General features: G+C 37.5%; 22 protein-coding genes. All 22 read left to right on the top strand.

The annotated features are described in order from the left end of the window. Window positions 1-20: 20 nt before the first annotated feature. The 22 genes from flhA to ABC371_RS18390 all read left to right on the top strand — a co-directional run bounded on the left by flhA (window position 21) and on the right by ABC371_RS18390 (window position 25,795). Window positions 21-2,057: a flagellar biosynthesis protein FlhA gene (flhA, locus tag ABC371_RS18495; RefSeq protein WP_412898140.1), complete on the top strand. Its 2,037-nt coding sequence runs from the start codon at window positions 21-23 to the stop codon at window positions 2,055-2,057. Next, window positions 2,054-3,226, top strand: a complete 1,173-nt coding sequence (flhF, locus tag ABC371_RS18490) for a flagellar biosynthesis GTPase FlhF (RefSeq protein WP_412898139.1) — start codon at window positions 2,054-2,056, stop codon at window positions 3,224-3,226. Before flhA ends, flhF begins: the two co-directional genes overlap by 4 nt. Continuing rightward, entirely contained in the window at window positions 3,223-4,101 is an 879-nt protein-coding gene (locus ABC371_RS18485; protein ID WP_412898138.1) for a MinD/ParA family protein, read from the top strand. Before flhF ends, ABC371_RS18485 begins: the two co-directional genes overlap by 4 nt. A gap of 10 nt (window positions 4,102-4,111) precedes the next feature. Next, complete coding sequence (locus ABC371_RS18480) at window positions 4,112-5,176, top strand: protein-glutamate methylesterase/protein-glutamine glutaminase (protein ID WP_412898137.1); 1,065 nt, start codon at window positions 4,112-4,114, stop codon at window positions 5,174-5,176. An 18-nt stretch (window positions 5,177-5,194) separates the two neighbouring features. Then, a complete protein-coding gene (locus ABC371_RS18475; protein ID WP_412898136.1) occupies window positions 5,195-7,237 on the top strand; it encodes a chemotaxis protein CheW in 2,043 nt (680 codons plus the stop codon). A 28-nt stretch (window positions 7,238-7,265) separates the two neighbouring features. Continuing rightward, the gene (locus ABC371_RS18470; RefSeq protein ID WP_412898135.1) at window positions 7,266-7,727 is read left to right on the top strand and encodes a chemotaxis protein CheW; all 462 of its coding nucleotides are present in this window, start codon (window positions 7,266-7,268) and stop codon (window positions 7,725-7,727) included. Between the two features lie 5 nt (window positions 7,728-7,732). Continuing rightward, window positions 7,733-8,374: a chemotaxis protein CheC gene (locus tag ABC371_RS18465; protein ID WP_412898134.1), complete on the top strand. Its 642-nt coding sequence runs from the start codon at window positions 7,733-7,735 to the stop codon at window positions 8,372-8,374. After that, a complete protein-coding gene (locus ABC371_RS18460; RefSeq protein WP_412898133.1) occupies window positions 8,367-8,864 on the top strand; it encodes a chemotaxis protein CheD in 498 nt (165 codons plus the stop codon). The genes ABC371_RS18465 and ABC371_RS18460 overlap by 8 nt, the downstream gene beginning before the upstream one ends. Before the next feature lie 47 nt (window positions 8,865-8,911). Next, window positions 8,912-9,679 (top strand): FliA/WhiG family RNA polymerase sigma factor, encoded by a 768-nt coding sequence (locus tag ABC371_RS18455; RefSeq protein WP_412898132.1) that lies wholly within the window; start codon window positions 8,912-8,914, stop codon window positions 9,677-9,679. A gap of 28 nt (window positions 9,680-9,707) precedes the next feature. After that, complete coding sequence (locus ABC371_RS18450; RefSeq protein WP_412898131.1) at window positions 9,708-11,069, top strand: flagellar assembly protein A; 1,362 nt, start codon at window positions 9,708-9,710, stop codon at window positions 11,067-11,069. Between the two features lie 22 nt (window positions 11,070-11,091). Next, a complete protein-coding gene (locus tag ABC371_RS18445) occupies window positions 11,092-11,397 on the top strand; it encodes a hypothetical protein (protein WP_412898130.1) in 306 nt (101 codons plus the stop codon). Window positions 11,398-11,409: 12 nt separating this feature from the next. Continuing rightward, complete coding sequence (locus ABC371_RS18440; RefSeq protein ID WP_412898129.1) at window positions 11,410-11,919, top strand: hypothetical protein; 510 nt, start codon at window positions 11,410-11,412, stop codon at window positions 11,917-11,919. A 148-nt stretch (window positions 11,920-12,067) separates the two neighbouring features. Beyond that, window positions 12,068-12,766, top strand: coding sequence for a 30S ribosomal protein S2 (gene rpsB, locus ABC371_RS18435; protein ID WP_010282364.1), 699 nt, complete (start codon window positions 12,068-12,070; stop codon window positions 12,764-12,766). A gap of 148 nt (window positions 12,767-12,914) precedes the next feature. Then, the gene (gene tsf, locus ABC371_RS18430; RefSeq protein ID WP_412898128.1) at window positions 12,915-13,796 is read left to right on the top strand and encodes a translation elongation factor Ts; all 882 of its coding nucleotides are present in this window, start codon (window positions 12,915-12,917) and stop codon (window positions 13,794-13,796) included. A gap of 228 nt (window positions 13,797-14,024) precedes the next feature. Beyond that, window positions 14,025-14,747 (top strand): UMP kinase, encoded by a 723-nt coding sequence (gene pyrH, locus ABC371_RS18425; protein WP_412898127.1) that lies wholly within the window; start codon window positions 14,025-14,027, stop codon window positions 14,745-14,747. A gap of 4 nt (window positions 14,748-14,751) precedes the next feature. Continuing rightward, window positions 14,752-15,309: a ribosome recycling factor gene (frr, locus tag ABC371_RS18420; RefSeq protein WP_412898126.1), complete on the top strand. Its 558-nt coding sequence runs from the start codon at window positions 14,752-14,754 to the stop codon at window positions 15,307-15,309. A gap of 174 nt (window positions 15,310-15,483) precedes the next feature. Next, window positions 15,484-16,245 (top strand): undecaprenyl pyrophosphate synthase, encoded by a 762-nt coding sequence (uppS, locus tag ABC371_RS18415; RefSeq protein WP_412898125.1) that lies wholly within the window; start codon window positions 15,484-15,486, stop codon window positions 16,243-16,245. 32 nt (window positions 16,246-16,277) lie between these two features. Continuing rightward, entirely contained in the window at window positions 16,278-17,072 is a 795-nt protein-coding gene (locus ABC371_RS18410; RefSeq protein ID WP_412898124.1) for a phosphatidate cytidylyltransferase, read from the top strand. Between the two features lie 24 nt (window positions 17,073-17,096). Next, window positions 17,097-18,254, top strand: a complete 1,158-nt coding sequence (locus tag ABC371_RS18405; protein WP_412898123.1) for a 1-deoxy-D-xylulose-5-phosphate reductoisomerase — start codon at window positions 17,097-17,099, stop codon at window positions 18,252-18,254. 159 nt (window positions 18,255-18,413) lie between these two features. After that, window positions 18,414-19,673 carry an RIP metalloprotease RseP gene (rseP, locus tag ABC371_RS18400; protein WP_412898122.1) on the top strand — a complete coding sequence of 420 codons (1,260 nt, stop codon included), beginning with the start codon at window positions 18,414-18,416 and terminating at the stop codon, window positions 19,671-19,673. A gap of 30 nt (window positions 19,674-19,703) precedes the next feature. After that, a complete protein-coding gene (locus ABC371_RS18395; RefSeq protein WP_412898121.1) occupies window positions 19,704-21,407 on the top strand; it encodes a proline--tRNA ligase in 1,704 nt (567 codons plus the stop codon). Window positions 21,408-21,481: 74 nt separating this feature from the next. Continuing rightward, on the top strand, window positions 21,482-25,795 hold the full coding sequence (locus ABC371_RS18390) for a PolC-type DNA polymerase III (protein ID WP_412898120.1): 4,314 nt from the start codon (window positions 21,482-21,484) through the stop codon (window positions 25,793-25,795). The last annotated feature ends 392 nt before the right edge of the window (window positions 25,796-26,187 follow it).

Raw genomic sequence — 26,187 nt, 5'->3', positions numbered from 1 at the left:
CTTAAAGGAGAGAAAAAATAATGCGAGCAAGAGATTTATCCGTTTTACTAAGCGTAATTTTAATAGTTGCGATGCTTATTATCCCATTTCCATCTTGGATGCTAAGTATCTTAATTATCATCAACATTTCTCTTGCACTCTTGGTCCTCTTAACTTCAATGAATATGCAAGAACCACTTCAATTTTCAATCTTTCCATCATTATTACTTCTTCTAACTCTATTTCGATTAGGGTTAAATGTTTCAACGACAAGATCGATACTTTCTACAGGGGATGCCGGTGGAGTGGTCCATACCTTTGGTACCTTCGTTGTTGGAGGAAATGTTGTTGTTGGATTCGTCGTCTTTTTAATCCTCGTTATTATTCAATTTGTTGTAATAACAAAAGGTTCTGAACGTGTTTCGGAAGTGGCTGCACGTTTTACTTTAGATGCAATGCCAGGAAAGCAAATGAGTATTGATGCAGATTTAAATGCAGGGATGATTTCTGAAACAGATGCCCGAGAACGCCGCGATAAGGTAAGTAGAGAAGCTGACTTTTACGGGGCTATGGATGGGGCGAGTAAGTTCGTAAAAGGGGATGCAATAGCTGGTATCATTATTGTCCTTATTAACCTAATATTTGGTTTTATTATTGGAATGACTCAGCATGGGCTAGGTTTCCAAGAAGCCCTTTCAAAATTTACTCTTTTAACCGTAGGAGACGGAATCGTAAGCCAAATTCCTGCACTATTAATTTCCACTGCAACAGGAATTGTCGTTACACGTGCAGCTTCAGAGGGAAATTTAGGAACAGATATTACAAAGCAATTATTTGCTTATCCTAAAATGCTGTATGTAACAGCCGGTACCATTTTCCTGCTAGGGTTGTTTACACCGATCTATGATTTATTAACCATTTCAATTTCAAGCTTTTTAGCGATCGGTGGCTTTATGATTTCTAAAAGTAAGGATCAGGAAATTCAGTTAGAACCAGATACGGAAGAAGAAGTACAAGTTGAGGACTTAAAAAGTCCTGAAAGTGTTGTTAATTTGTTAAATGTAGATCCGATTGAGTTCGAGTTTGGCTATGGCTTGATACCTTTAGCCGATACCAACCAGGGTGGGGATATTTTAGATCGAATCGTTATGATCCGTAGACAATTGGCGATTGAGCTAGGTTTAGTCATTCCGGTCGTTAGGATTAGGGATAATATTCAATTGCAACCCAATGAGTATCGCTTGAAAATAAAGGGGAGTGAAATGGCTAGAGGAGAACTCTTGCTTGACCATTACTTGGCAATGAGTCCGGGCTATGAGGATGACTCGATTGAAGGGATTGATACAGTTGAGCCGTCATTTGGCCTTCCAGCAAAATGGATTTCTGAAGATATGAAGGATCAGGCTGAAATGATCGGGTATACAGTGGTTGACCCACCATCTGTTGTATCTACGCATATTACAGAGGTCATTAGAAGGAATGCTTTTGAATTACTCGGAAGACAAGAGACAAAGCAATTAATTGATCATTTAAAGGAATCATACCCAATTTTAGTGGATGAAGTTACACCAAATCCACTATCCGTTGGAGATGTTCAGAAGGTATTGGCAAAATTATTAAAAGAAAGTGTTTCAATTCGAAACTTACCGATCATATTCGAAACATTAGCCGATTTTGGCCGGATGACAACTGATACTGATTTATTAACGGAATATGTAAGACAAGCCCTGGCTAGACAGATTACAAACCAATACATCGTACAAGGAGAGACTATGAAGGTTGTGACTCTTTCTGGAAGAGTTGAAAAGTTTGTCGCGGATGGTGTTCAGCAAACAGAGCATGGAAATTATTTATCCATCGACCCAAGTGTGTCACAATCAATCATTGAATCGATTGCAAAGCAAATCGAAACTGTGAGTATCCAAGAGCAATCACCGATTTTATTATGTTCTCCTGCTGTCAGAATGTATGTAAGGCAATTAATAGAACGATACTTCCCACAGGTTCCTGTTCTTTCCTATAATGAGCTTGAGGCTAATGTGGAAGTTCAAAGTGTTGGGGTGGTGAATATAGATTGAAGGTAAAAAAATATATTGCGCCTTCTATGCCGGAAGCGATGAAAATGATCCGTGCAGAATTAGGTAGTGAAGCGGTTATTTTAAACTCAAAGATTGTTCAAACACAAGGATTTTTGGGCTTTTTTCGGAAAAAGAATTTTGAGGTAATTGCAGCTGTAGACCCTGAGGCTCCAAGAAAACAAAAGGTGCAACCTAAAGAAAAGGAACGAAAAGTACCGGTAATCACCAAACAAATTGAACCACAACAACCTGTTGTTCATGAAACGTTTAATAAATACAACACAACGGAATCTCATAGCCCTGCTCCAGAGTTTCTTAAAGAAATTCAAGAATTAAAAGCGGCAATGAAGGAATTATCCTCTGATATTAGCCCGTATACTGGTTATCTGCAGGAAATGAATCAAATGTTAATGAATCAAGAAATAGACCCATCGATTCGAAAAGAAGTCATGTCAAGTCTACTTGAAAAATGGTATCTAGCGTCTGAAAATGCTTCACTTGCCGAGGTTCAAAATTGGACGAAAAAATGTATCATTTCAAAAATATCTAATGTTGATTACGGTGGCTTAACCTATCAAAAAAAGTATATTAATGTAGTCGGCCCCACAGGGGTTGGAAAAACGACAACCATTGCAAAAATTGCGGCTGACTGTATGTTAAAGGATAAAAAGAAAATTGCATTTATTACAACCGATACGTTTCGGATTGCGGCGATTGAACAGTTGAAAACATACGCAAAAATCCTAGGGGCACCTGTTGAAGTTTGTTATTCCTTTGAAGATTTTAAAAAAGCAAAGGAAGTCTATAAAGATTATGATGTTGTTTTCATTGATACCGCGGGGAGAAACTTCCGTAACGAAAAATATATAGATGATTTAAATCAATTAATTCACTTTTCAAATGACATGGAGACGTTTTTAGTTCTCTCTTTAACTTCAAAAATAACGGATATGAATGTAATCTATAAACAATTTTCGAAAATTAAAATATCGAAATTTATTTTTACAAAAGTAGATGAAACGGCAAACTATGGGGCAATGGTGAATTTAATCGTTAATTCTGGCATTGGTGTTGCCTATTTAACGACTGGACAAAATGTGCCTGATGACATTGTCATTGCATCCCCTTCCTTAATCGCTAATACTATCCTTGGAGTCGATGAATCATGATGGACCAAGCTACAGCTCTTCGTAAAAAACTAGCATCGATGAATAATGGCGAACAAGAACAACCGAAGACAATAGCTGTGATCAGTGGAAAAGGTGGCGTTGGGAAATCTAATCTCTCCCTTAATTTTTCCATTGCTCTTTCTAGATTTGGTAAGAAGGTTTTGCTATTTGATATGGATATCGGAATGGGAAATATTGATATATTGATGGGAATAACCGCCCATCATTCAATTGTTGATTTATTTGAAAAGAATCTTACCATGAAAGAATTGCTCATCAAGGGTCCTGAAGGTATTGATTATATCGCAGGTGGAAATGGGTTGCCAAATCTATTTAAGCTTGATGAAGAGAAATCAGAATATTTAATGGAACAATTGCAATTCATCCTTAATGAATATGATTACGTTATTTTTGATATGGGTGCAGGAATGACAGAGGAAAATGTGAAATTTCTTTTGGCCATGGATGAAATCTTTGTCATTACAACATCAGAGCCAACCGCAATTACAGATGCTTATTCCGCAATGAAATATATCTGTTTGTTTGACCAATCTATTCCATTGTACCTTATTGTTAATCGTGCTGAAAATGAGTCAGAAGGGATGCAGACCCTTAAAAGAGTAAAGCAAGTGGTGTTGCAGTTTTTAGTAAAAGAAGTCAACTTATTAGGAGTTTTACCAGATGATAAAGCAGTTCAAAAGGCTGTGAGTCACCAAGAACCATTTTTGCTATATGCACCAAAAGCTTTAATAAGCAAAAACTTGTTTGATATTTGCAAAAAATATCTTGATGAAAATAATGAACAAATTCAAGAAAAGAATCAAGATACGTCCTTCATATCAAAGTTACAGCGTTTTTTCGTACGTGGTAGATAGGAGCTTTAAAATGGATAAAATCAATGTTCTTATTGTAGACGATTCGGCATTCATGAGGAAACTCATTTCCAACTTTCTTCAGGAAGATTCAAGGATTCATGTTGTTGGCACTGCAAGAAACGGAATGGATGCATTGGACAAAATTAAAAAACTTAATCCGGATGTTGTCACTTTAGATATTGAGATGCCTGAAATGAATGGCATTGAAGCCTTACAGCGAATTATGAATGAAAGTCCACGACCGGTTGTGATGCTCTCAAGCACAACGAAAGAAGGAGCAGAGAACACATTACTTGCGATTCAAAATGGTGCTGTCGACTTTATACAAAAACCATCAGGTTCAATATCCATTGACCTTCATCTAATTAAGAACGAACTTGTGTCAAAAGTACTACAAGCAGGTAGAGTAAATATGGCTTTATTAAAAAAGCCATTGAAAATACAAGAAAATAATACTAGTAGAAACACAGATTATAGTAAAATAGAACTAGAACCAAATAGGAATATTAAAAAAATTGTTTGTATCGGTACCTCTACAGGGGGACCCAGAGCATTACAACAAGTTCTCCCTAGATTTCCTAAAAATTATCCTGCACCAATTGTAATTGTTCAACATATGCCTGCAGGTTTTACGAAATCGTTGGCTAATAGACTTAATAGTTTATGTGAAATTACCGTTAAAGAAGCTGAGAATGGTGAAGTTTTGAAGGCTGGAATAGCTTATATCGCACCTGGTGGTCATCATATGAAAATCAAAAAGATTGGCACTTCATTAGCTGTGAATATTGATGAGAGCGAAATTAGAAATGGACATAGACCATCCGTTGATGTCCTATTTGAATCAATAAGTGAAGTCAAAGGTATTCAAAAAATATCCGTTATTATGACTGGAATGGGCACAGATGGTTCCTATGGTCTGAAGAAATTAAAAGAAACCGGACAAGCTGTTGCCATTGCAGAATCACAAGAAACTTCAATCGTTTTTGGAATGCCGAAGTCGGCAATTGAGACACATTTAGTTGATCGTGTTGAAAAGTTAGAGGAAATAGCTGATACCATAATTAGCCTTACATAAGTAAAGGGGTGTTGTTTGATGGAAATGGATCAATATTTAGAAGTCTTTATTGAAGAAAGTAAAGAGCATCTCCAGGCTTGTAATGAGCATTTATTAGAATTGGAAAAAGAACCTGAAAATATATCAATCGTCAATGAAATTTTCCGCTCGGCCCATACATTAAAGGGAATGTCAGCGACAATGGGATATGATGATTTAGCTAACCTTACTCACCAAATGGAAAATGTCCTTGATGGCATTCGAAATTTGAAAATTAAGGTTACACCTTCACTATTAGATATTGTTTTCAAAGCAGTAGATTATCTGGAAGAAATGATTTTTTCGATTGCTGACGGAGGCGATGGAAAAAAAGATGTTTCAGATATCGTGTTTTTATTGAAAAAAATTGAAAGTGGAGAAGTAATCAAGGATGATGATACACCTGTCATTGTAAACCCAAAAACCGAAAAAGAGGCTGTAAAGTCTAATTATGATGATTTTGAATTAACAGTCATCCAACAATCAAAAGAACAAGGATTTAATTGTTATGAAATTTCAATTGTTCTTAGAGAGGATTGTTTATTAAAGGCTGCTCGTGTATTTATGGTATTTGAGGTTCTCGAACAGATTGGTGAAATCATTAAATCCATTCCTTCGGTAGATCAGTTAGAGGAAGAGCAGTTTCAAAGTGAGTTTACTGTAACCCTCGTATCAACCGAATTAGCCGAAAATATCGAAAAACGTATTATGAAAGTATCTGAAATAGATAGAGTAACAGTACTAGATGTACAACTTGATTCATTGAAGGCTGTAACTATTGAACATAGTCAGGCTGAGGCAGAAGTTGCCCCTACTCTTGCTATTCGAGATGAACAACCGAAATCTGAAAAAGAAGACCAACATCCTGCTAAATCAAGCAGTAAGCATGGTGGTAATCACAAGACAATTAGGGTCAATATTGAACGACTTGATATTCTGATGAATTTATTTGAAGAACTAGTCATTGATAGAGGGCGTTTAGAGCAAATCTCTCGTGACCTAAATCATTCTGAATTAAATGAAACAGTAGAAAGAATGTCTAGAATTTCAGGGGATTTACAAAACATTATCCTTACAATGAGAATGGTTCCTGTTGAAACAGTTTTTAATCGTTTCCCACGTATGGTACGCCAATTAGCCAAGGATTTACATAAAAAAATTGACCTTCAAATTATTGGCGCAGAAACGGAATTAGATCGGACAGTCATCGATGAAATTGGTGACCCACTTGTTCATCTTTTACGTAATGCTCTAGACCACGGAATCGAAACACCAGAAATTCGGGTGCAAAATGGTAAACAAGAAGAAGGTACTGTTATTTTACGTGCCTATCACAGTGGAAATCATGTCTTTATTGAAATTGAAGATGATGGTGCTGGTATTAGTCGCGATAAAATTATTCAAAAAGCGATTAACAAAGGGTTGATTACTCTGAAATCAGCCGAGACCTTAACCGATAGCCAAGTATTTGATTTCATTTTCTCTTCTGGTTTTTCAACTGCTGAAAAAATATCGGATGTTTCTGGCCGCGGGGTTGGGCTAGATGTTGTAAAGAATACAATTGAATCACTCGGTGGCTCGATTACGATTCAATCTGCGATGGGAAAAGGATCTGTTTTTTCCATCCAGTTACCATTAACTTTATCCATCATATCGGTCATGCTCGTTGAAGTTCAAAATGAAAAATATGCAATACCACTTTCTTCGATTATTGAAACGGCTATTATCAAAAAAAGTGAGATCCTACATGCTCACAATCAAAAAGTAATAGATTTTAGAGGCAAGGTTGTTCCGCTAGTAGACTTGAAGGATATTTTTGAAATACCTGCTGCCACAGATGAGGATGAGTACCTTTCAGTTGTCATTGTGAAAAAGGCAGATAAATCCGCAGGACTTATTGTTGATTCGTTCATTGGCCAACAAGAGATTGTGTTGAAGTCGTTAGGAAACTATTTATCAAATGTGTTTGCCATTTCTGGAGCAACCATCTTAGGTGATGGCCAAGTAGCTTTAATAGTTGATTGTAATGCATTGATCAAATAAATTTTTATAGGTAATAGGGGGAGGAAACATGACTGAACAAGCAGCTGTGTTAAAAGTAATTGTATTTTCACTCCATGATGAGGAATACGGAATACCGGTTTCTCAGGTGCGTTCTATTGAAAAAGTGCAGCACATTACTCGTGTACCTAGAACAGCATCCTTTGTAAAGGGTGTTATTAATCTAAGAGGGGTTGTTACTCCAATTATTGATTTAAGAACACGTTTTGGTATGGGTGAATCTGAGTATACGGACAGCACAAGAATTATTATTGTTGCGACGGATGATGCTGAAGTTGGATTAATTGTAGATACGGCAAATGACGTAATGGATATTCCAGTTGACACAATTGAGCCACCACCCGAGATTGTAGGTAATGTTGAAGTGGAATACCTAGAAGGAGTAGCGAAGCTGGAGAAACGGCTACTTATTTTATTAAATCTAGATAAGGTCCTTAATCCAAGACTAGTAAGGGAAAAGATGGAAGGGTAATCAATATGTCATTTTTCAAACGTATTAATTCCACACATTTAGATATTTTAAAAGAGATTGGAAATATTGGGGCTGGACATTCTGCAACCGCTTTGTCGAAGCTATTGCAGCGAAAAATTGATATGCAGGTGCCAAATGTGAGAATCGTTTCGTTTGATGAAATGATGGAGTTTGCAGGTGGGGCTGAAAATATTGTTGCAGGTATTTTCCTACGTATAGAAGGGGATTTAACCGGAAATATGTTTTTTATTTTGCAGCTTCCACAAGCTACTACCTTAATCCAGGATGTCGTCGGTGATAAAAGCTTCTCTTTTGAAAGTGACTCTCAAAACGAAATGGGGATATCAGCGTTTCAGGAGGTTGGAAATATTCTATCAGGCTCCTATCTTACATCATTATCAGATTTTACTGGGTTGAATTTGTATCCATCCGTTCCAGGTTTTTCGATCGATATGGTAGGTGCCATTATCGGCTATGGGTTACTGGAACTTTCCCAAGTAAGTGATTTTGCGATTGTCATCGAAACAGAAATTAAAGAAAATGAAAATCCAGAAAACAACAACATAAATGGGCATTTTTTGCTGTTGCCGGATCCTGATTCATTCGAAAAAATCTTCACTGCATTAGGAGTTCAAATTCATGATTGACTCTTCTCAAGTCATTAAAGTTGGGATAGCTGACATGAATGTTATTACTGCACCTGACTTAATCCGAACCTCTGGATTAGGTTCCTGTGTGGGAGTGGTCATTTATGATCAAGCAAAAAAGGTAGCAGGACTAGCCCATATCATGTTACCAAGTTCGGCATCGACAAAAGCAGGAAACATCAATATTGCCAAATATGCAGATACTGCAATAGAGGAGCTCATTTATAAAATTACTGGAATCGGTGGTCGGGAAAAGAGTTTAAAAGCCAAAATTGCTGGCGGAGCCCAGATGTTTCAATTTCAATCAGGCAGTGATATTATGAGAATTGGTCCGCGCAACATTGAAGCGGTGGAGGCAGAGCTAAAGCGCTTGAACATCACACTTGTTGCATCAGATGTTGGTGGGAGTAATGGTCGAACGATTGAATTTAATCCAGAGACAACCATTTTAAAAATCCGCACAGTTAACAAAGGGATTAAGGAAATTTAAGTAGGTTAAAATAAAGTTTCTTAAAATCAACGAAAAGGAGGAGTAGAATGTCCAGATTATCATCAACTGATCATGAGGAATATTGGCAGAAATGGACCGACTCACGAGACCCAGATGCAGGGGATGCGCTTGTTAGAAAATACATGCCGCTCGTATCATACCATGTACAGAGAATCTCAGTCACACTACCGAAAAGTGTGAATAAAGATGATTTAAAAAGTCTTGCGATGATTGGGCTATATGATGCTCTGGAAAAATTCGATCCTTCTCGTGACTTAAAATTTGATACATATGCTTCCTTTCGAATTCGAGGAGCCATATTAGACGGGCTCAGAAAGGAAGATTGGTTACCTAGAAGTTCAAGAGAAAAAACGAAAAAAGTTGAATCTGCCATCGAAAAGCTAGAACAAAAGCTGATGAGAAATGTAACAATTTCAGAAATCGCCGCTGAAGTTGAGATGAGTGAAGAGGATGTTTATCAAACCATGAATGAAGGCTTCTTTGCAAATGTACTTTCCATGGACGATCATCAACATGATGACGAGGGCATTGATAAATCAGCTTTTACGATAAAGGATTATGCGACCTTAACACCGGAAGAACATGTTGTAAAAAAAGAAGTACTACATCAATTAATGAATGTCATCCAAAAGTTAAATGAAAAAGAGCAGTTGATTTTAAGTTTATTTTATAAAGAAGAGCTTACATTAACTGAAATTGGACAAGTTATGGGATTATCAACATCGAGAATATCACAAATTCACTCGAAGGCCCTCTTTAAATTAAGGGATATCTTACAAAAAAACATCCATTAAAAAATGTCATCAAAAAGGCGGGAGGATTGTGTCAGAATTAGAATTATTAGTATCCAAGGATAAATTAACTGTACATATAAATGTCATTAGAGATTCTACACCTCTTCAAATTGAAGAGTCTGACGTCTATTCTTTACTGTCTAAACATGGAATTTCGTATGGGATAAAACGAGATGTCATTTCAACAATGATTTCGAATATAAATGACTTGTTTTTTCCCTTATTAATTGCAGAGGGCGAGGCTTCTAAAAAAGGCGATGATGGTTTTATAAAGCTAGCATCTGTAGAACAGAAACACGATATTCATTCTAACGAGGTATTAAACTTTCGGAATGTAAGGCAAATACCGTCCGTTAGAGCGGGACAGGTTGTTGCAACCATTTTTCCAAGCAAACCCGGGATTCCAGGAAGAAACGTATTCGGACATCCAATTACAGCTGCAAATGGAAAACCAAATCCACCTGTGGCGGGTAAAAACATTGTGGAGACAAATGGGAAGTTATACGCCACAATAGACGGACAAATTAGCCTATCAGATAAAAAGATTAACGTTCTCCCTGTTTTTGAAGTAGATGGAGATTTAAATCTAAAAACCGGAAATATTGACTTCGTTGGGAATGTGACAATTAGAGGGAATGTCCCTAGCGATTATGTTGTAAAAGCAGGTGGTGACATCTCAATTTATGGCATTGTAGAAGGTGCACAATTAGAGGCTGGAGGTTCCATTTTTATATCTGGCGGGATTGTTGGGTTTACAAAAGCATTAATTCGTGCCGAAGGGGATATTATTGCATCCTATTTGAATCAATGTCAGGTATATGCAGGAAAAAATATCGAAACAACAGGTTCGATTTTACATAGTATCTGTTTTGCTAAAGAAAATGTTCATGCCATTACTGGGAGTATCATTGGAGGACTAATCTCGGCAGGGAATCATGTAACGGCGAAGGACATAGGCAATGCATCACATACAAAAACAGAGATACAGATTGGAACAACTGAACGTAATAGTGAAGAAGAACAAAGGATCCGTACGGAAATAGATTCAACAAAAGCTCATCTTCAAAAGGTTTTACTTATACTGCAGAAATTAGCAGAAAAATACAAAAGGACTTCCGTTCTAACAGAGGATGAAGTCTTACTTCTCAAAAGAGACAAACTCACACAAACAGAGCTAACCAAAAAGCTAGAGTTACTTGAGTCAGAATTACTTGAACTTTCTTCAAAACAGAAAGAAGTGACTGCATATATAATAGCTACTGGAAATCTATATCCGAATGTCAATATTCAATTTGGCAAATACAAAAGAATCACCAACCAACTCTTTCACCATGTAAAAGCGCAACTAGTTCATAAAGAGATTTCAATAGACATCTATTCTGAAAAATAAAAATCGGAAGAAGTGATAATCATTGAGTCTAAAATTAGTCGAATTACAAGTTGCGATTCCAAGAACTCAGGATGCAGGAAAGATCCAGGAACAAGTAATAAACCGTGGACAGCATATGCAAGACCATATCACTGCAGAAAATGAGAAATTGGAGAAAAGAAACCGAACAAAAGTCAACGAAAACAACAAATCTGAAAACGCACAAATACATAAGGATGCATCATCAAACTCTTTTTCTAAACAGCCTTCAAATGGAACTAAACATGCTGAACAAGAAGAGAAAGAGCAACATCCATACAAGGGCAATTTTATTGATATTGTGGGATAGAGGGAATTGAGAATGACAACCATATTATTTATACTTAGTTTTGCGTTACTTGCAGTTGCCTTTTTTTTCATCATTCTTTTATATCTTAAGATAACGCAACTAAAAGATGTTGAAATGAAACAAGAACGTTTACTAAAGGAATTTGAAAATGTGATCACTTCATATGTCATGGAAATCAAAGAAGAAAATGAAGTGTTTTTAAATAGAATTAAAGATATGAAACATGAACAAGAAGAAGGCCATAAGGATTCCATCCATATTAAAGAGCCGGAATTGACTACTGATGAACTTCAAGACCTTCTTCCTTCTTATATAGAAAGGGAGGAAGCTGGGAAGGTAAATGTAGAAGAAAATGAAATAATACAAGAAACACACGGAAATGATGAAAATAGTAAAGACACTATTGTTAGAGACATCGAACATCTTATGAAACTGGGCCTTTCATATGAAGAGATTGCAAGAAAACTAAATAAGGGGAAAACTGAAATCGAACTTTTACACAAATTTCGTCAAAACCACTAATTTTTCTTGACCCACTGATTTCGATTGTGGTATATTAATTTTTGGTGTTATCACACACGTTCATAGATTTGAGCATTGGTGCTGTTCACACAGTTTTGCTTAAAGATGATATGAACGGAGGACAAAAAACCATTAGGAGGATTTATCCATGTCAGTAATTTCTATGAAGCAATTGCTTGAAGCTGGTGTTCACTTCGGTCATCAAACTCGCCGTTGGAACCCAAAAATGAAGCGTTACATCTTTACAGAGCGTAACGGAATCTATATCATCGACCTTCAAAAAACAGTTAAGAAGGTTGAAGAAGCTTATAATTTCGTTAAGGAATTAGCCGGTAACGGTGGAACAATGCTTTTTGTTGGTACAAAAAAGCAAGCTCAAGATTCTGTTAAAGAAGAAGCTGAGCGTTCTGGAATGTACTTTGTTAACCAACGTTGGTTAGGTGGTACTTTAACAAACTTTGAAACAATTCAAAAGCGTATCAAGCGTCTTAAAGACATTGAAAAAATGCAAGAAGACGGTACTTTTGATGTTTTACCTAAGAAAGAAGTTGTTCAGCTTAAGAAAGAGTTAGAACGTCTTGAAAAGTTCTTAGGCGGAATTAAAGATATGAAGCAATTACCAGATGCTTTATTCATCATCGACCCTCGTAAAGAGCGCATTGCGGTTGCAGAAGCACATAAATTAAACATCCCGATCGTAGGTATCGTTGATACAAACTGTGATCCAGATGAAATTGATTATGTAATCCCTGCAAACGATGATGCAATTCGCGCGGTTAAGCTTTTAACAGGAAAAATGGCAGACGCTATCCTAGAAGCTAAACAAGGTGAAGAAACATCTGCTTAATGAGCGAAAGGTGATAAGAGGGTTATGCCTTTTATCACCTTTTTTAAGAACTATATATTTTTGCCGTTTTTAAGTCATAATAGAAACAGAATGTCTAAAGAATTAATATTCGTTCAAGTACATAGTGGCAAATAAGGAGGAAAACATAATGGCAGTTACTGCACAAATGGTAAAAGAGCTCCGTGAAAAAACTGGAGCAGGTATGATGGATTGTAAGAAGGCTCTTACAGAAACTGATGGTGATATGGACAAAGCAATCGACTACCTTCGTGAAAAAGGTATTGCGAAAGCTGCGAAAAAAGGTGACCGTATCGCTGCTGAAGGTTTAACTTCTATTGAAGTTTCAGGTAATGAAGCAGTTATTTTAGAAGTAAACTCTGAAACAGATTTCGTTGCAAAGAACGAAGGCTTCCAAACATTAGTAAAAGAATTAGGTGCTCATCTTTTAGCGAAAAAGCCAGCTAATGTTGAAGAAGCATTAGAACAAAAGATGGACAACGGTTCAACTGTTTCTGAATATATTAATGGTGCAATTGCAAAAATCGGAGAAAAGCTTTCACTTCGTCGTTTCGAAGTTGCTACAAAAGAAGACGGTGATGTATTTGGTGCTTACCTTCACATGGGTGGACGTATTGGCGTTCTATCTGTTTTAGGTGGTACAACAGACGCTGATGTAGCAAAGGATGTAGCGATGCACGTAGCAGCTGTAAACCCTAAATATGTATCACGTGACCAAGTTTCTTCTGAAGAAGTTGAACATGAGCGTGAAGTTTTAACACAACAAGCATTAAATGAAGGTAAACCAGAAAATATCGTAGCAAAAATGGTTGAAGGACGTCTTGGTAAGTTCTTCGAAGATATCTGTCTTCTTGACCAAAGCTTCGTTAAAGACCCAGATCAAAAAGTTCGTAAGTTTGTTGAATCTAAAGGTGCTACAGTGAAGAGCTTCGTTCGTTACGAAGTTGGTGAAGGTATTGAGAAACGTCAAGATAACTTCGCTGAAGAAGTAATGAGCCAAGTGAAGAAGTAAAAAGAAAACAGGGAACACGTTATGTGTTCCCTATTTTTGAAATGTTTAGTATTGCGCCATTAATAAAGGTGCTAGTACTTTTTTTGTGTCTAGCACAAGGCGAATCGGCTCTCTGGTCTAAGTCAATTGCTTCTGAAGGTAAAATGCACGTTCAGAAGCCCGTCTTATGCTTGACACCTAGGGCTGAGCGCCTTGTACTTTTCTTAAAAGATGGAGGTTTTTTATTCGATGAGTGGTGCCAAATATAAACGTGTAGTGTTAAAATTAAGTGGAGAAGCATTAGCGGGTGAGCAGGGATTTGGCATAAATCCATCTGTAATCCAGTCTGTAGCAAAACAAGTGAAGGAAGTTGCTGAACTAGGTGTAGAAGTTGCTGTAGTTGTCGGTGGCGGAAATATTTGGAGAGGTAAGATTGGCAGTGAAATGGGGATGGATCGTGCAAATGCTGACTATATGGGAATGCTTGCAACGGTAATGAATTCCTTAGCTTTACAAGATAGCTTAGAAAATCAAGGAATTCAAACTCGTGTCCAAACATCTATTGAAATGCGTCAAGTCGCTGAACCATACATAAGAAGAAAGGCGATTCGTCATCTTGAAAAGAAACGAGTTGTTATATTTGCAGCAGGTACAGGAAATCCTTATTTCTCAACAGATACAACTGCCGCTCTACGTGCTGCTGAAATCGAGGCAGAGGTTATCTTAATGGCTAAAAACAATGTAGACGGTGTCTATAATGCTGATCCATCGAAAGATAAAACAGCTGTGAAATATGACACATTATCCTATCTCGATGTTATAAAAGAAGGACTAGCTGTCATGGATTCCACTGCATCTTCACTTTGCATGGACAATGATATTCCGTTAATTGTTTTTTCAATTATGGAAGAAGGCAATATTAAACGTGCCGTACTAGGAGAAAATATCGGAACAATTGTAAGGGGGAAATAACTTTATGGCGAATAACACATTAAATCAAGTGAAAGATAAAATGTCTAAAGCAATCCAAGCATTGTCTCGTGAACTAGCAACTGTTAGAGCTGGTAGAGCGAACCCAGCAATCCTCGATAAGGTATCAGTTGATTACTATGGCGCACCAACGCCTTTAAATCAGCTTGCATCTATCAATGTACCTGAAGCTAGAATGCTTGTTATCCAACCATATGACAAGTCTGTTTTAGGAGATATGGAAAAAGCGATTCAGAAGGCCGATTTAGGTTTAAATCCAACTAATGATGGGTCCATTATTCGTATTTCAATCCCACCACTAACAGAGGAAAGACGTCGTGAGTTAGTGAAGTTGGTAAAGAAATATGCGGAAGAATCTAAAGTTGCGGTTCGTAATGTCCGTCGTGATGGGAACGATGAATTGAAAAAGCTTGAGAAAAATGGTGAAATCACTGAAGACGAATTACGCAGCCTAACCGATGATGTTCAAAAGATCACGGATGAATCTATTAATAAGATTGATTCCATTGCAAAAGAAAAAGAAAAAGAAATCATGGAAGTTTAATCCATTTCAATGTACAATATATTGTAAAAAGACCCTCTAACGTTTACAGGGGGTTTTTTTGTTAATACTGACTACTAATTAGTTACCTTGACCGATATAAAAATGGTAAAATAAAACTGGTCTGGGTGCAAAAACACCAAGGCGCATTTGATTCGGGTGTTGGAGGACTTGTGAATGTTTGAAAAATTTAAAAAAACGAATAAAAAGCCAGTTTCTATTTCTGAAGAAGAAATAGTAAAAGGGTCAATTCCTAATCACATAGCGATTATAATGGATGGTAACGGGAGATGGGCAAAAAAGCGTTCATTGCCCCGAACTGCTGGTCACCATGAAGGAATGAAAGTAGTTAAAAGAGTGACCAAGCTTGCCAGTAGACTTGGTGTAAAGACTTTAACAGTCTATGCGTTTTCAACAGAAAACTGGAAGCGTCCAGAGGATGAGGTTAATTATTTATTAAGACTTCCCCAAGAATTTTTGGGAACATTTCTACCTGAGTTAATTGAGGAAAACGTTCGGGTTCGTATCATGGGGAATAAAGAAGCAATTCCTGCGCATACTCAAAAAGCGGTAGATAAAGCTGTAAATGATACGAAGCATAATACCGGCTTAGTATTAAACTTCGCACTTAATTATGGAGGTCGTGCAGAAATTTTAGATGCTGTAAATCACATTCTTTTGGACTATCAAGAGGGAAACCTACATAAAAAAATAGACGAGGATGTATTTGACCAATATTTAATGAGTGCTGGATTACAAGATCCGGATTTATTAATCCGTACAAGCGGGGAAATACGATTAAGTAATTTTATGCTCTGGCAGCTTGCATATACTGAATTTTGGTTTACAGATGTATTATGGCCTGATTTTAAAGAGAAACATTTATTAGAGGCCATCCACGCATATCAAAAGAGAGGTCGGCGATTTGGGGGCGTATAAGACCCAATCGCATTTGAAAAAGGAATGATAAGATGAAGCAAAGAATTATTACGGCAATAATTGCAGCAGCAATCTTTCTACCGATTGTAATTATTGGTGGCATCCCATTTACCATTTTGGTTTATGTAATGGGTGCTATAGCAATTTTTGAGCTTTTACGAATGAAGCAAATTAAAATCGCATCAATCCCAGGCTTAATTTCTATCATATTGTTATGGATTATTTTAATTCCAAGTCAATACAATGATTTATTTACAATCCTTCAATTTACGAAAATTGAAATCGTCCTTCTGATTGTTTTATTAATCTTAACGTATACGGTTGTTTCTAAAAATAGTTTCAACTTTGACGATGCTGGACTAGTTATCCTTGCAGCACTCTATATTGGTTTTGGTTTTTATTATATGATTGAAATAAGAGCGCTGGGATTAGCATATATATTTTATGCATTCGTTGTTATTTGGACTACTGATTCTGGGGCTTATTTTGTTGGGAGAAAGCTTGGTAACAAAAAACTTTGGCCGGAAATTAGTCCGAATAAAACAATAGAGGGTTTCTTAGGCGGAATTGTTACAGCTATCATATTTGCGTTTGTATTTAACTTGATCACGGATTTATTTGATTCCTTCTTATCCCTTCTTATCGTGACATTGTTTGTGTCTGTTTTTGGACAAATTGGGGATTTAGTAGAATCCGCGTTAAAGAGACATTATAATGTGAAGGATTCGGGGACATTGCTACCTGGTCATGGAGGAATATTAGACCGTTTTGATAGCATGATATTTATCCTACCGATTTTATATTTTTTAAGTGCTATTATTCAGTAGTGGTTGTGTATTGGGAGTGAGTTTGTGAAGAAAATTAGTTTATTAGGAGCTACGGGCTCAATTGGGCAACAAACATTAGATGTGATCGAACAGCATCCGGAAAAGGTAATGCTTGTTGCTATGTCTTTGGGGGATAATGTGACCTTAGGACGTGAAATTATACATAAGTTTTCACCAAAACTTGTTTCTGTGAAATCAAAAGAAACATGTGAATTATTGAAAAGTGAGTTTTCTAGTAACATTCAGTTTGTATATGGTGATGAAGGTTTAATTGAGGTTGCTACATATGATGAAGCAACAATTGTTCTTAATGCTGTAGTTGGGAGTGTAGGCTTATTACCAACTTTAAAAGCGATTGAAGCGAAAAAAACAATTGCACTAGCTAACAAAGAAACATTAGTTACTGCAGGGCACCTTGTTATGGAAGCCGCGAAGCAACATGGTGTTGACATATTACCTGTAGATAGTGAGCACTCTGCAATTTTTCAATGCCTACAGGGTGAAAATGAAAAGAACGTGGAGAAACTCATTTTAACTGCTTCAGGCGGAAGTTTCCGTGATCGCACTCGTGATGAGCTTAAGGATGTTACGATTGAAGATGCACTTAACCATCCGAACTGGTCGATGGGTGCTAAAATAACTATTGATTCAGCTACCATGATGAACAAAGGGTTAGAAGTGATTGAAGCTCATTGGCTGTTCAATCTTCCGTATGAACAAATCGATGTTCTTCTTCATAAAGAAAGCATTATTCATTCTATGGTTGAGTTTCATGATAGCAGTGTCATTGCCCAGCTTGGAACACCAGATATGAGGGTTCCTATTCAATACGCCTTTTCATTTCCAGATCGTTTTCCAATGCCTGCATCTAAGGAGAGATTACGCCTTTGGGAAATCGGAAAACTACATTTTGCAAAGCCAGATTTTGACAGATTTAGATGCCTTGGATTTGCTTTTCATGCGGGTAAAACAGGTGGGACCCTTCCAACTGTATTAAATGCTGCAAATGAAGAGGCGGTGTCTGGATTTTTAAATGGTAAAATCTCATTCTTAGAGATTGAGGAAATCATAGAAGAAGCATTGGAAAAACATGATACCATCCAAAATCCAAGTTTGGATATCATCCAACAAGTAGATCAACAAACTCGAGTTTTTGTTCGTGACTTGGTAGATAAGAAATAATTCTTTACGTCTAGCTTCAGGCGCCATCGGCTCGAGGTCACAAGTCAATAGCTTCTGAAGGCAAAAAGTGCCTTCAGACAGCTCTCGTCTTGTGTTTGTTGCCCATTAGTGGGCGCGCTTAATGCTTTTGGCTTAATCTAACAAAAGGTGGTTAAATATGTGGAGACTGTGATAGCCTTTATCATTATATTTGGTGCACTTGTATTTTTTCATGAGTGGGGGCATCTCGTTTTAGCTAAGCGAGCCGGAATTCTCTGTCGTGAATTTGCAATTGGGATGGGACCAAAGGTATTTACCTTTAGAAAAAATGAAACACTTTACACAATTCGTCTCCTTCCGATTGGTGGATATGTTAGAATGGCTGGCGAAGACCCGGAAATGGTTGAAATTAAACCAGGTCATAACATCGGGTTGTTATTTAATAAAGATGGGAAAGTCGATAAAATAGTTTTAAATAATAAGGACAAATATCCAGATTTAAAGGTAGTTGAGGTTGAGGAAGCCGACTTAGAACACGACTTATTTATTACTGGATATGAAGATGGAGAAGATGAGGTTCTAAAAAGATATGAGGTTAGTGAGACTGCTTTTTTTGTAATGGATGGACTAGAAACGCAAATCGCCCCATATAATCGCCAATTCGCTTCTAAAACATTAATGCAACGTACATTGGCAATCGCTGCTGGTCCAGCAATGAATTTTGTACTAGCTTTTATTATATTAATTGTAATCGGCTTATTACAAGGGACACCGGTTGATAAACCGATCCTTGGAAAATTAACGGAAGATGGAGCGGCACTTCAAGCTGGACTCCATGAGGGTGATATTGTTCGTGAAATAGATAATGAACAAGTTTCGACATGGAATGACATTGTAACCATCATTCGCTCACATCCCGAAGAAGAAATTGGCTTTGTGGTCGAACGAAATGGTACCCTTCATGAAATATCGGTAACCCCGAAAACTCAACAACTAGAGAAAGAAACAATTGGGGTCATTGGTGTTTATGGTCCAGTTGAGAAATCTGTTTTACCTTCATTGAAATATGGGGTTTTGGAAACCTTTATGTGGACAAAGGAAATATTACTCGGCCTTGGAAAGCTTATTACAGGTCAATTCTCAATTGACATGCTATCAGGACCGGTTGGAATATATGTATCGACCGATACAGTTGTTCAATCTGGAATCTTTTATGTGATGAAATGGGCTGCTATTCTCAGCATTAACTTAGGAATTGTGAATCTTTTACCACTGCCAGCTCTTGATGGTGGACGATTAGTATTCTTTGCGTTAGAAGCTGTACGTGGAAAACCGATTGACAAGCAAAAGGAAGGTATGGTTCATTTTATTGGATTTGCCTTACTAATGCTTCTAATGTTGGTTGTAACATGGAATGATATTCAACGATTCTTTTTATAAATTGAAGTTCAATAAAACGAGGTGCAAGATATGAAACAAAGTATGACGCTTATACCTACACTACGAGAAGTACCTGCTGATGCTGAAATCAAAAGTCACCAACTTTTAATACGTGCAGGTTTTATTAGACAAAATGCAAGTGGGGTTTATAGTTATCTTCCATTAGCAAGACGAGTTTTACAAAAAATCGAAACTATTGTCCGTGAGGAAATGGAGCGGGCTGGTGCTGCAGAACTTCTTATGCCTGCTTTAACAGCTGCAGAGCTCTGGCAGGAATCTGGACGTTGGTATTCGTATGGTCCAGAACTAATGCGCCTGCATGATCGTCATCAGCGTGATTTCGTATTAGGACCAACACATGAAGAAGTAATTACGAGTCTTGTTCGTGATGAAATTAAATCATATAAAAGACTACCGATTACACTTTATCAAATTCAAACAAAATTCCGTGATGAAAAACGACCTCGTTTCGGGCTTCTACGTGGTCGAGAATTCATCATGAAGGATGCATATTCCTTTCATGCTGATCAAGAGAGTCTTCATGAGGCATATGAAAAAATGTATATGGCCTATTCAAATATTTTTGCGCGTTGTGGATTAAACTTCCGTGCCGTTATTGCAGACTCTGGTGCAATGGGTGGTAAAGATACCCACGAATTTATGGTTCTATCGAAAGTTGGAGAGGATACGATTGCGTATTCTGACACTTCTTCATTTGCGGCAAATATTGAAATGGCACCAGTTGTTATGGAATATCCAAAAAGCGATGAACCGATGAAGGAACTAGAAAAAGTAGAAACAATCGAGAAGAAGACAATTGAAGATGTGGCTGCTTTCCTTGATGTTTCAAAGGAAAAATGTATTAAATCACTTCTTTTTGAGGTGGACGAAAAATTTGTTCTTGTGTTAGCTCGCGGTGACCATGAAGTAAATGATATAAAAGTGAAAAACCTGCTAGAGGCTACAACTGTAGAATTAGCTAGTGCTGAAGATACAGAACGAATGATGGGCTGTACGGTTGGTTCGTTAGGTCCAATTAATGTGACAAATGAAATCACTATAATTGCTGACCATGCCGTAGCATCAGTTGTTAATGGAGTCTGTGGTGCAAACGAAGAGAATTATCATTTTATAAATGTTAACCCGGATCGTGATTTTGCAGGAATTCAATTTGCGGACCTTCGTTTTATTCAAGAAGGGGATCCATCACCTGATGGGCAAGGTACGATTGTGTTTGCAGAAGGTATCGAAGTCGGTCATATCTTTAAGCTCGGTACTCGATATAGTGAAGCGATGGGCGCAACCTTCCTCGATGAAAATGGAAGATCACAGCCAATGATTATGGGATGCTATGGTATCGGTGTATCTAGAACTCTTTCTGCTGTTGCAGAGCAATCGAATGATGAAAATGGTCTAATCTGGCCTGAAAATTTAGCGCCATATGATCTTCACCTCATTCCAGTAAACATAAAGAATGAAGAACAAAAAGCTCTATCTGAATCTTTATATGTGGCTCTAAAGGAAAGCGGCTTTGACGTATTATTCGATGACCGAATTGAACGCCCAGGGGTAAAATTTGCAGATTCAGATTTAATCGGATTGCCACTACGGATCACTGTTGGAAAACGTGCTAGCGAGGGCATTGTTGAAGTGAAGATTCGTAAGTCAGGGGAAACATTGGAAATAAATATTGAAAATCTTATCGAGACAATTAAGAAATATGTAGTAAAATAAATAATAGAAAAGAAGAGGGTACCTCGGTAATATGAGGTACCTTAAATTATTCTGTCTGAAGAGGGGGAACGAGGATGGAATTATCGCCACAGCAAAAAGAACGTTTTAAAGTATTGCTGCAACAACTTGAATTAACTGACGATGCACTGGTGACACACTTTGATAATGCAGGTATTGTAAAACTGATGATTGACAAAGAAAACAAAGCATGGCATTTTTTATTTTCTTTTGAAAATGTGATTCCTGCTGATGTCATGAGAATTTTTTCGACCCAATTACGAACAAAATTCGCTCATATTGCATCTGTAACCTTCTCTTTACATGTCGGGTCTCAGCAAGTGACTGAGGAAATGGTCCAAGCATACTGGCCGTTATGTATACAAGAATTAGATGGAATTGCACCGCCAATTTTATCGTTATTGCATAATCAACTTCCAACCCAGCAGGGTCTTAAACTTCATATCAAAACAAGAAATGATACTGAATCTGTTGCGATTAAGAAAAAATACAGTCAATTGATAGGAAATGTGTATCAATCCTATGGTTTTCCAATGTTCACTCTTGAAACAGAAGTAGAGGTTTCAAATAAGGAGTACGAACAGTTTCTAGAGAAAAAACAACAAGAAGACCAGGAAAGAGCATTGTTAGCTGTTGCTGACATGCAGAAGAAAGAAAAGGATAAAGAACAAGCGAACGCCGTTTCTGGACCGATTACCATTGGTTATACAATTAAGGAAGATGAAGACTTTAAAGAAATTAGTTCAATCCTTGACGAAGAGCGGAGAATTGCGATTCAAGGCTATATCTTCTTTGCTGAGACTAGGGAGTTACGCAGTGGTAGAACACTTCTAACTTTCAAGGTTACCGATTATACGGATTCTATTTTAGTAAAAGTATTCTCTCGTGATAAAGAAGATGTTCATCTTTTACAGTCGATTAAAAAAGGTATGTGGGTACGAGTACGCGGAAGTATCCAGAATGATACTTTTGTTAGAGACTTAGTTATGATTGCAAATGATATTAATGAAATCCAGCCGATGAATGAACGAAGAGACACTGCTCCTGAGGGAGAAAAACGTGTCGAGCTTCACTTGCATACACCAATGAGTCAGATGGATGCTGTCACTTCAATTAGCCAATTAGTTGGACAAGCTAAAAAATGGGGCCACACAGCTATTGCCTTAACAGACCATGCCGGTGCTCAATCATTCCCAGAAGCATATTCAGCGGCTAAGAAAAATGGGATAAAGATGATCTATGGTGTGGAAGCCAATTTGGTCGATGATGGTGTCCCAATTGCATATAATTCACAGCATCGTAATTTAGAAGAGGATACGTATGTTGTTTTTGACGTTGAAACAACAGGTTTATCTGCTGTCTATAACACGATTATTGAGTTGGCTGCTGTTAAAGTAAAAAATGGTGAAATCATTGATCGTTTTGAATCATTTGCCAACCCACATCATCGCTTAAGTGCAACGACAATCGATCTTACTGGCATCACAGATGACATGGTGAGTTCAGCGCCTGAAGTGAGTGAAGTCTTAGTAAAATTCAAGGATTGGGCTGAGGATGCCATATTAGTAGCTCATAACGCAAGCTTTGATATGGGGTTCCTGAATGTAGGTTATAAAAAGTGCGGATTTGAGCAAGCAACCAATCCGGTCATTGACACACTCGAACTTGCTAGATTTTTATATCCGGATTTAAAAAACCACCGTTTAAATACATTGTGTAAAAAGTTTGATATTGAATTAACCCAGCATCACCGTGCGATATATGATGCGGAGGCAACAGGATTTTTAGCAGTAAAATTGTTAAAAGATGCGGCTGAAAAAGAAATTAACTACCATGATCAATTAAATGATTACATGGGTCAAGGTAAATCATACCAACGTTCTAGACCATATCATGCGACATTACTAGCCCAAAATGATGTGGGTCTTAAGAACTTATTTAAATTAATTTCGTTAGCACATATTAATTATTATTACCGTGTACCTCGTATTCCAAGGTCCCAACTCCAAAAATATCGCGAAGGTATTTTAGTTGGTTCCGCTTGTGATAAAGGGGAAGTATTTGAAGGCATGATGCAGAAGTCACCTGAGGAAGTAGAGTCTATAGCTCAATTTTATGACTATCTAGAAGTTCAGCCACCTTCAAATTATAAGCATTTATTAGAATTAGATTTGATTCAAAACGAGCGTGAGCTTAAGGATATTTTAAAGAATATTGTCAGCCTTGGTGAAAAGATGAACAAACCGGTAGTTGCTACTGGGAATGTACATTATCTAAACCCAGAGGACCATATTTACCGAAAGATTTTAGTAAGGTCTCAAGGGGGAGCCAATCCTCTAAATCGACACTCGCTACCAGAGGTTCATTTTCGAACAACAAATGAGATGTTAGACTGTTTCTCTTTCCTTGACAAAGCGAAAGCAAAAGAAATTGTTGTGACAAATACACAAAAAGTGGCAGATATGATTGATGAAGTGAAGCCGATTAAAGATGATCTGTACACCCCTAAAATCGAAGGCGCAGAAGATGAAATCAGGGATATGAGCTATAGCATGGCAAGAAGCATTTATGGTGAGGAATTACCTGAAATCGTAGAAAAGCGTTTGGAAAAAGAACTTAAAAGTATCATTGGACATGGATTTGCGGTTATTTACTTGATTTCCCATAAACTTGTAAAAAAATCACTTGATGATGGGTATCTAGTAGGTTCTCGTGGTTCGGTTGGTTCATCGTTAGTCGCTACGATGACGGAGATTACAGAGGTTAATCCTTTACCACCACATTATGTGTGTCCGGACTGTAAGCATTCCGAGTTCTTTAACGATGGTTCTGTCGGTTCTGGATTTGACCTACCAGATAAGGAATGTCCAAATTGCGGGGCTAATTATAAAAAGGACGGCCATGATATTCCTTTCGAAACGTTCTTAGGATTTAAAGGAGACAAGGTGCCGGATATCGACTTAAACTTCTCTGGTGAATACCAGCCGCGTGCTCATAACTATACAAAGGTGCTATTTGGTGAGGAGTATGTATATCGAGCTGGAACCATTGGTACCGTTGCTGAAAAAACAGCCTATGGGTATGTAAAAGGATATGCGAATGATCATAACTTAACAATGAGAGGTGCCGAAACAGATCGGTTAGTTGCAGGTTGTACCGGTGTTAAACGAACAACCGGACAGCACCCTGGTGGTATTATCGTTGTACCAGACTACATGGATATTTATGATTTTTCACCAATTCAATTTCCTGCAGACGATATTAATTCTGAATGGCGAACAACCCATTTCGATTTCCATTCTATCCATGATAATGTGTTAAAGCTAGATATTCTTGGGCACGATGATCCGACAGTTATCAGGATGCTCCAGGATTTAAGTGGAATTGATCCAAAAACGATCCCAACAGATGACCCTGAGGTTATGAAAATTTTCAGTGGGACAGAATCTCTTGGTGTAACCGAAGAGCAGATTATGTGTAAAACAGGTACGCTTGGGATTCCGGAATTCGGTACACGGTTTGTACGCCAAATGCTTGAGGATACAAAGCCGACTACTTTCTCTGAATTAGTTCAGATTTCAGGATTATCGCATGGTACCGATGTTTGGCTAGGAAATGCACAGGAGCTTATCCAAAACAATATTTGTACGCTTAGTGAAGTTATTGGTTGTCGTGACGATATAATGGTATATCTTATCTATAAAGGATTAGATCCTTCGATGGCATTTAAAATCATGGAATCAGTCCGAAAAGGTAAAGGATTGACAGATGAATTTATCGAAGAAATGAAGAAAAATGATGTCCCTGATTGGTATATCGATTCATGTTTGAAAATAAAATATATGTTCCCAAAAGCTCATGCTGCAGCTTATGTACTAATGGCAGTAAGGATTGCTTATTTTAAGGTACATTTGCCATTACTCTATTATGCAGCATACTTCACTGTTCGTGCAGACGATTTCGATGTCGAGGCAATGGTACGTGGTTCCAGTACAATTCGTGCGCGTATGGAAGAAATCAATGCTAAAGGGCTTGATGCTTCACCTAAAGAAAAGAACCTACTTACAGTTCTTGAGTTAGCACTTGAAATGTGTGAGCGTGGATTTGCTTTTAATAAGATTGATTTGTACCGCTCAAGTGCAACTGAATTTATCATCGACGGAGATGCTCTCATTCCTCCGTTCAATTCGATTCCTGGACTTGGTACCAACGCCGCTATTAATATTGTAAAAGCAAGAGAACAAGGTGAATTTTTATCAAAAGAAGATTTACAAAAGCGTGGTAAAGTATCGAAGACAATCATGGAATACCTTGAGAACCATGGTTGCCTAGAAGATATGCCAGAACAAAATCAATTATCATTGTTCTAATTATTATCGATATCTAGCTCCAGCGCCTAGCCCCTCGAGGTCACAAGCTATTCCGTCGAGAAGGTTAAAGGGCAACCTTCTAGCCGGCCTGTCTTGTGCTTGTCGGACTTGCACAGGAAGTGCTGACGTTTACGTTTGCCACAGGACGTGGCAGTTATTAGTAAACGTTCAACTGCAAGGCGCTTGCTCTTTTAAATTTATTTGCATATAAACAGCGGTTATGTTATAGTTTTTATGGAAATGCTATGTATAATTACTGATGAAAGAGTGGGGCTTCCCACTCTTTATTCTTTGGCTGAGGCTAAAATGTGTAACAACTTTTTCTAAAGATGGAACTTCTCTATATTTTCCAACTGCCTCCCTGCTACTATAGCAGGGTGTTTTTACACTAC

The sequence above is a fragment of the Bacillus jepli genome (assembly GCF_047238305.1).
GTDB lineage: Bacteria > Bacillota > Bacilli > Bacillales > Bacillaceae_L > Ferdinandcohnia.
This window is presented reverse-complemented; position numbering and strand designations above follow the sequence as displayed.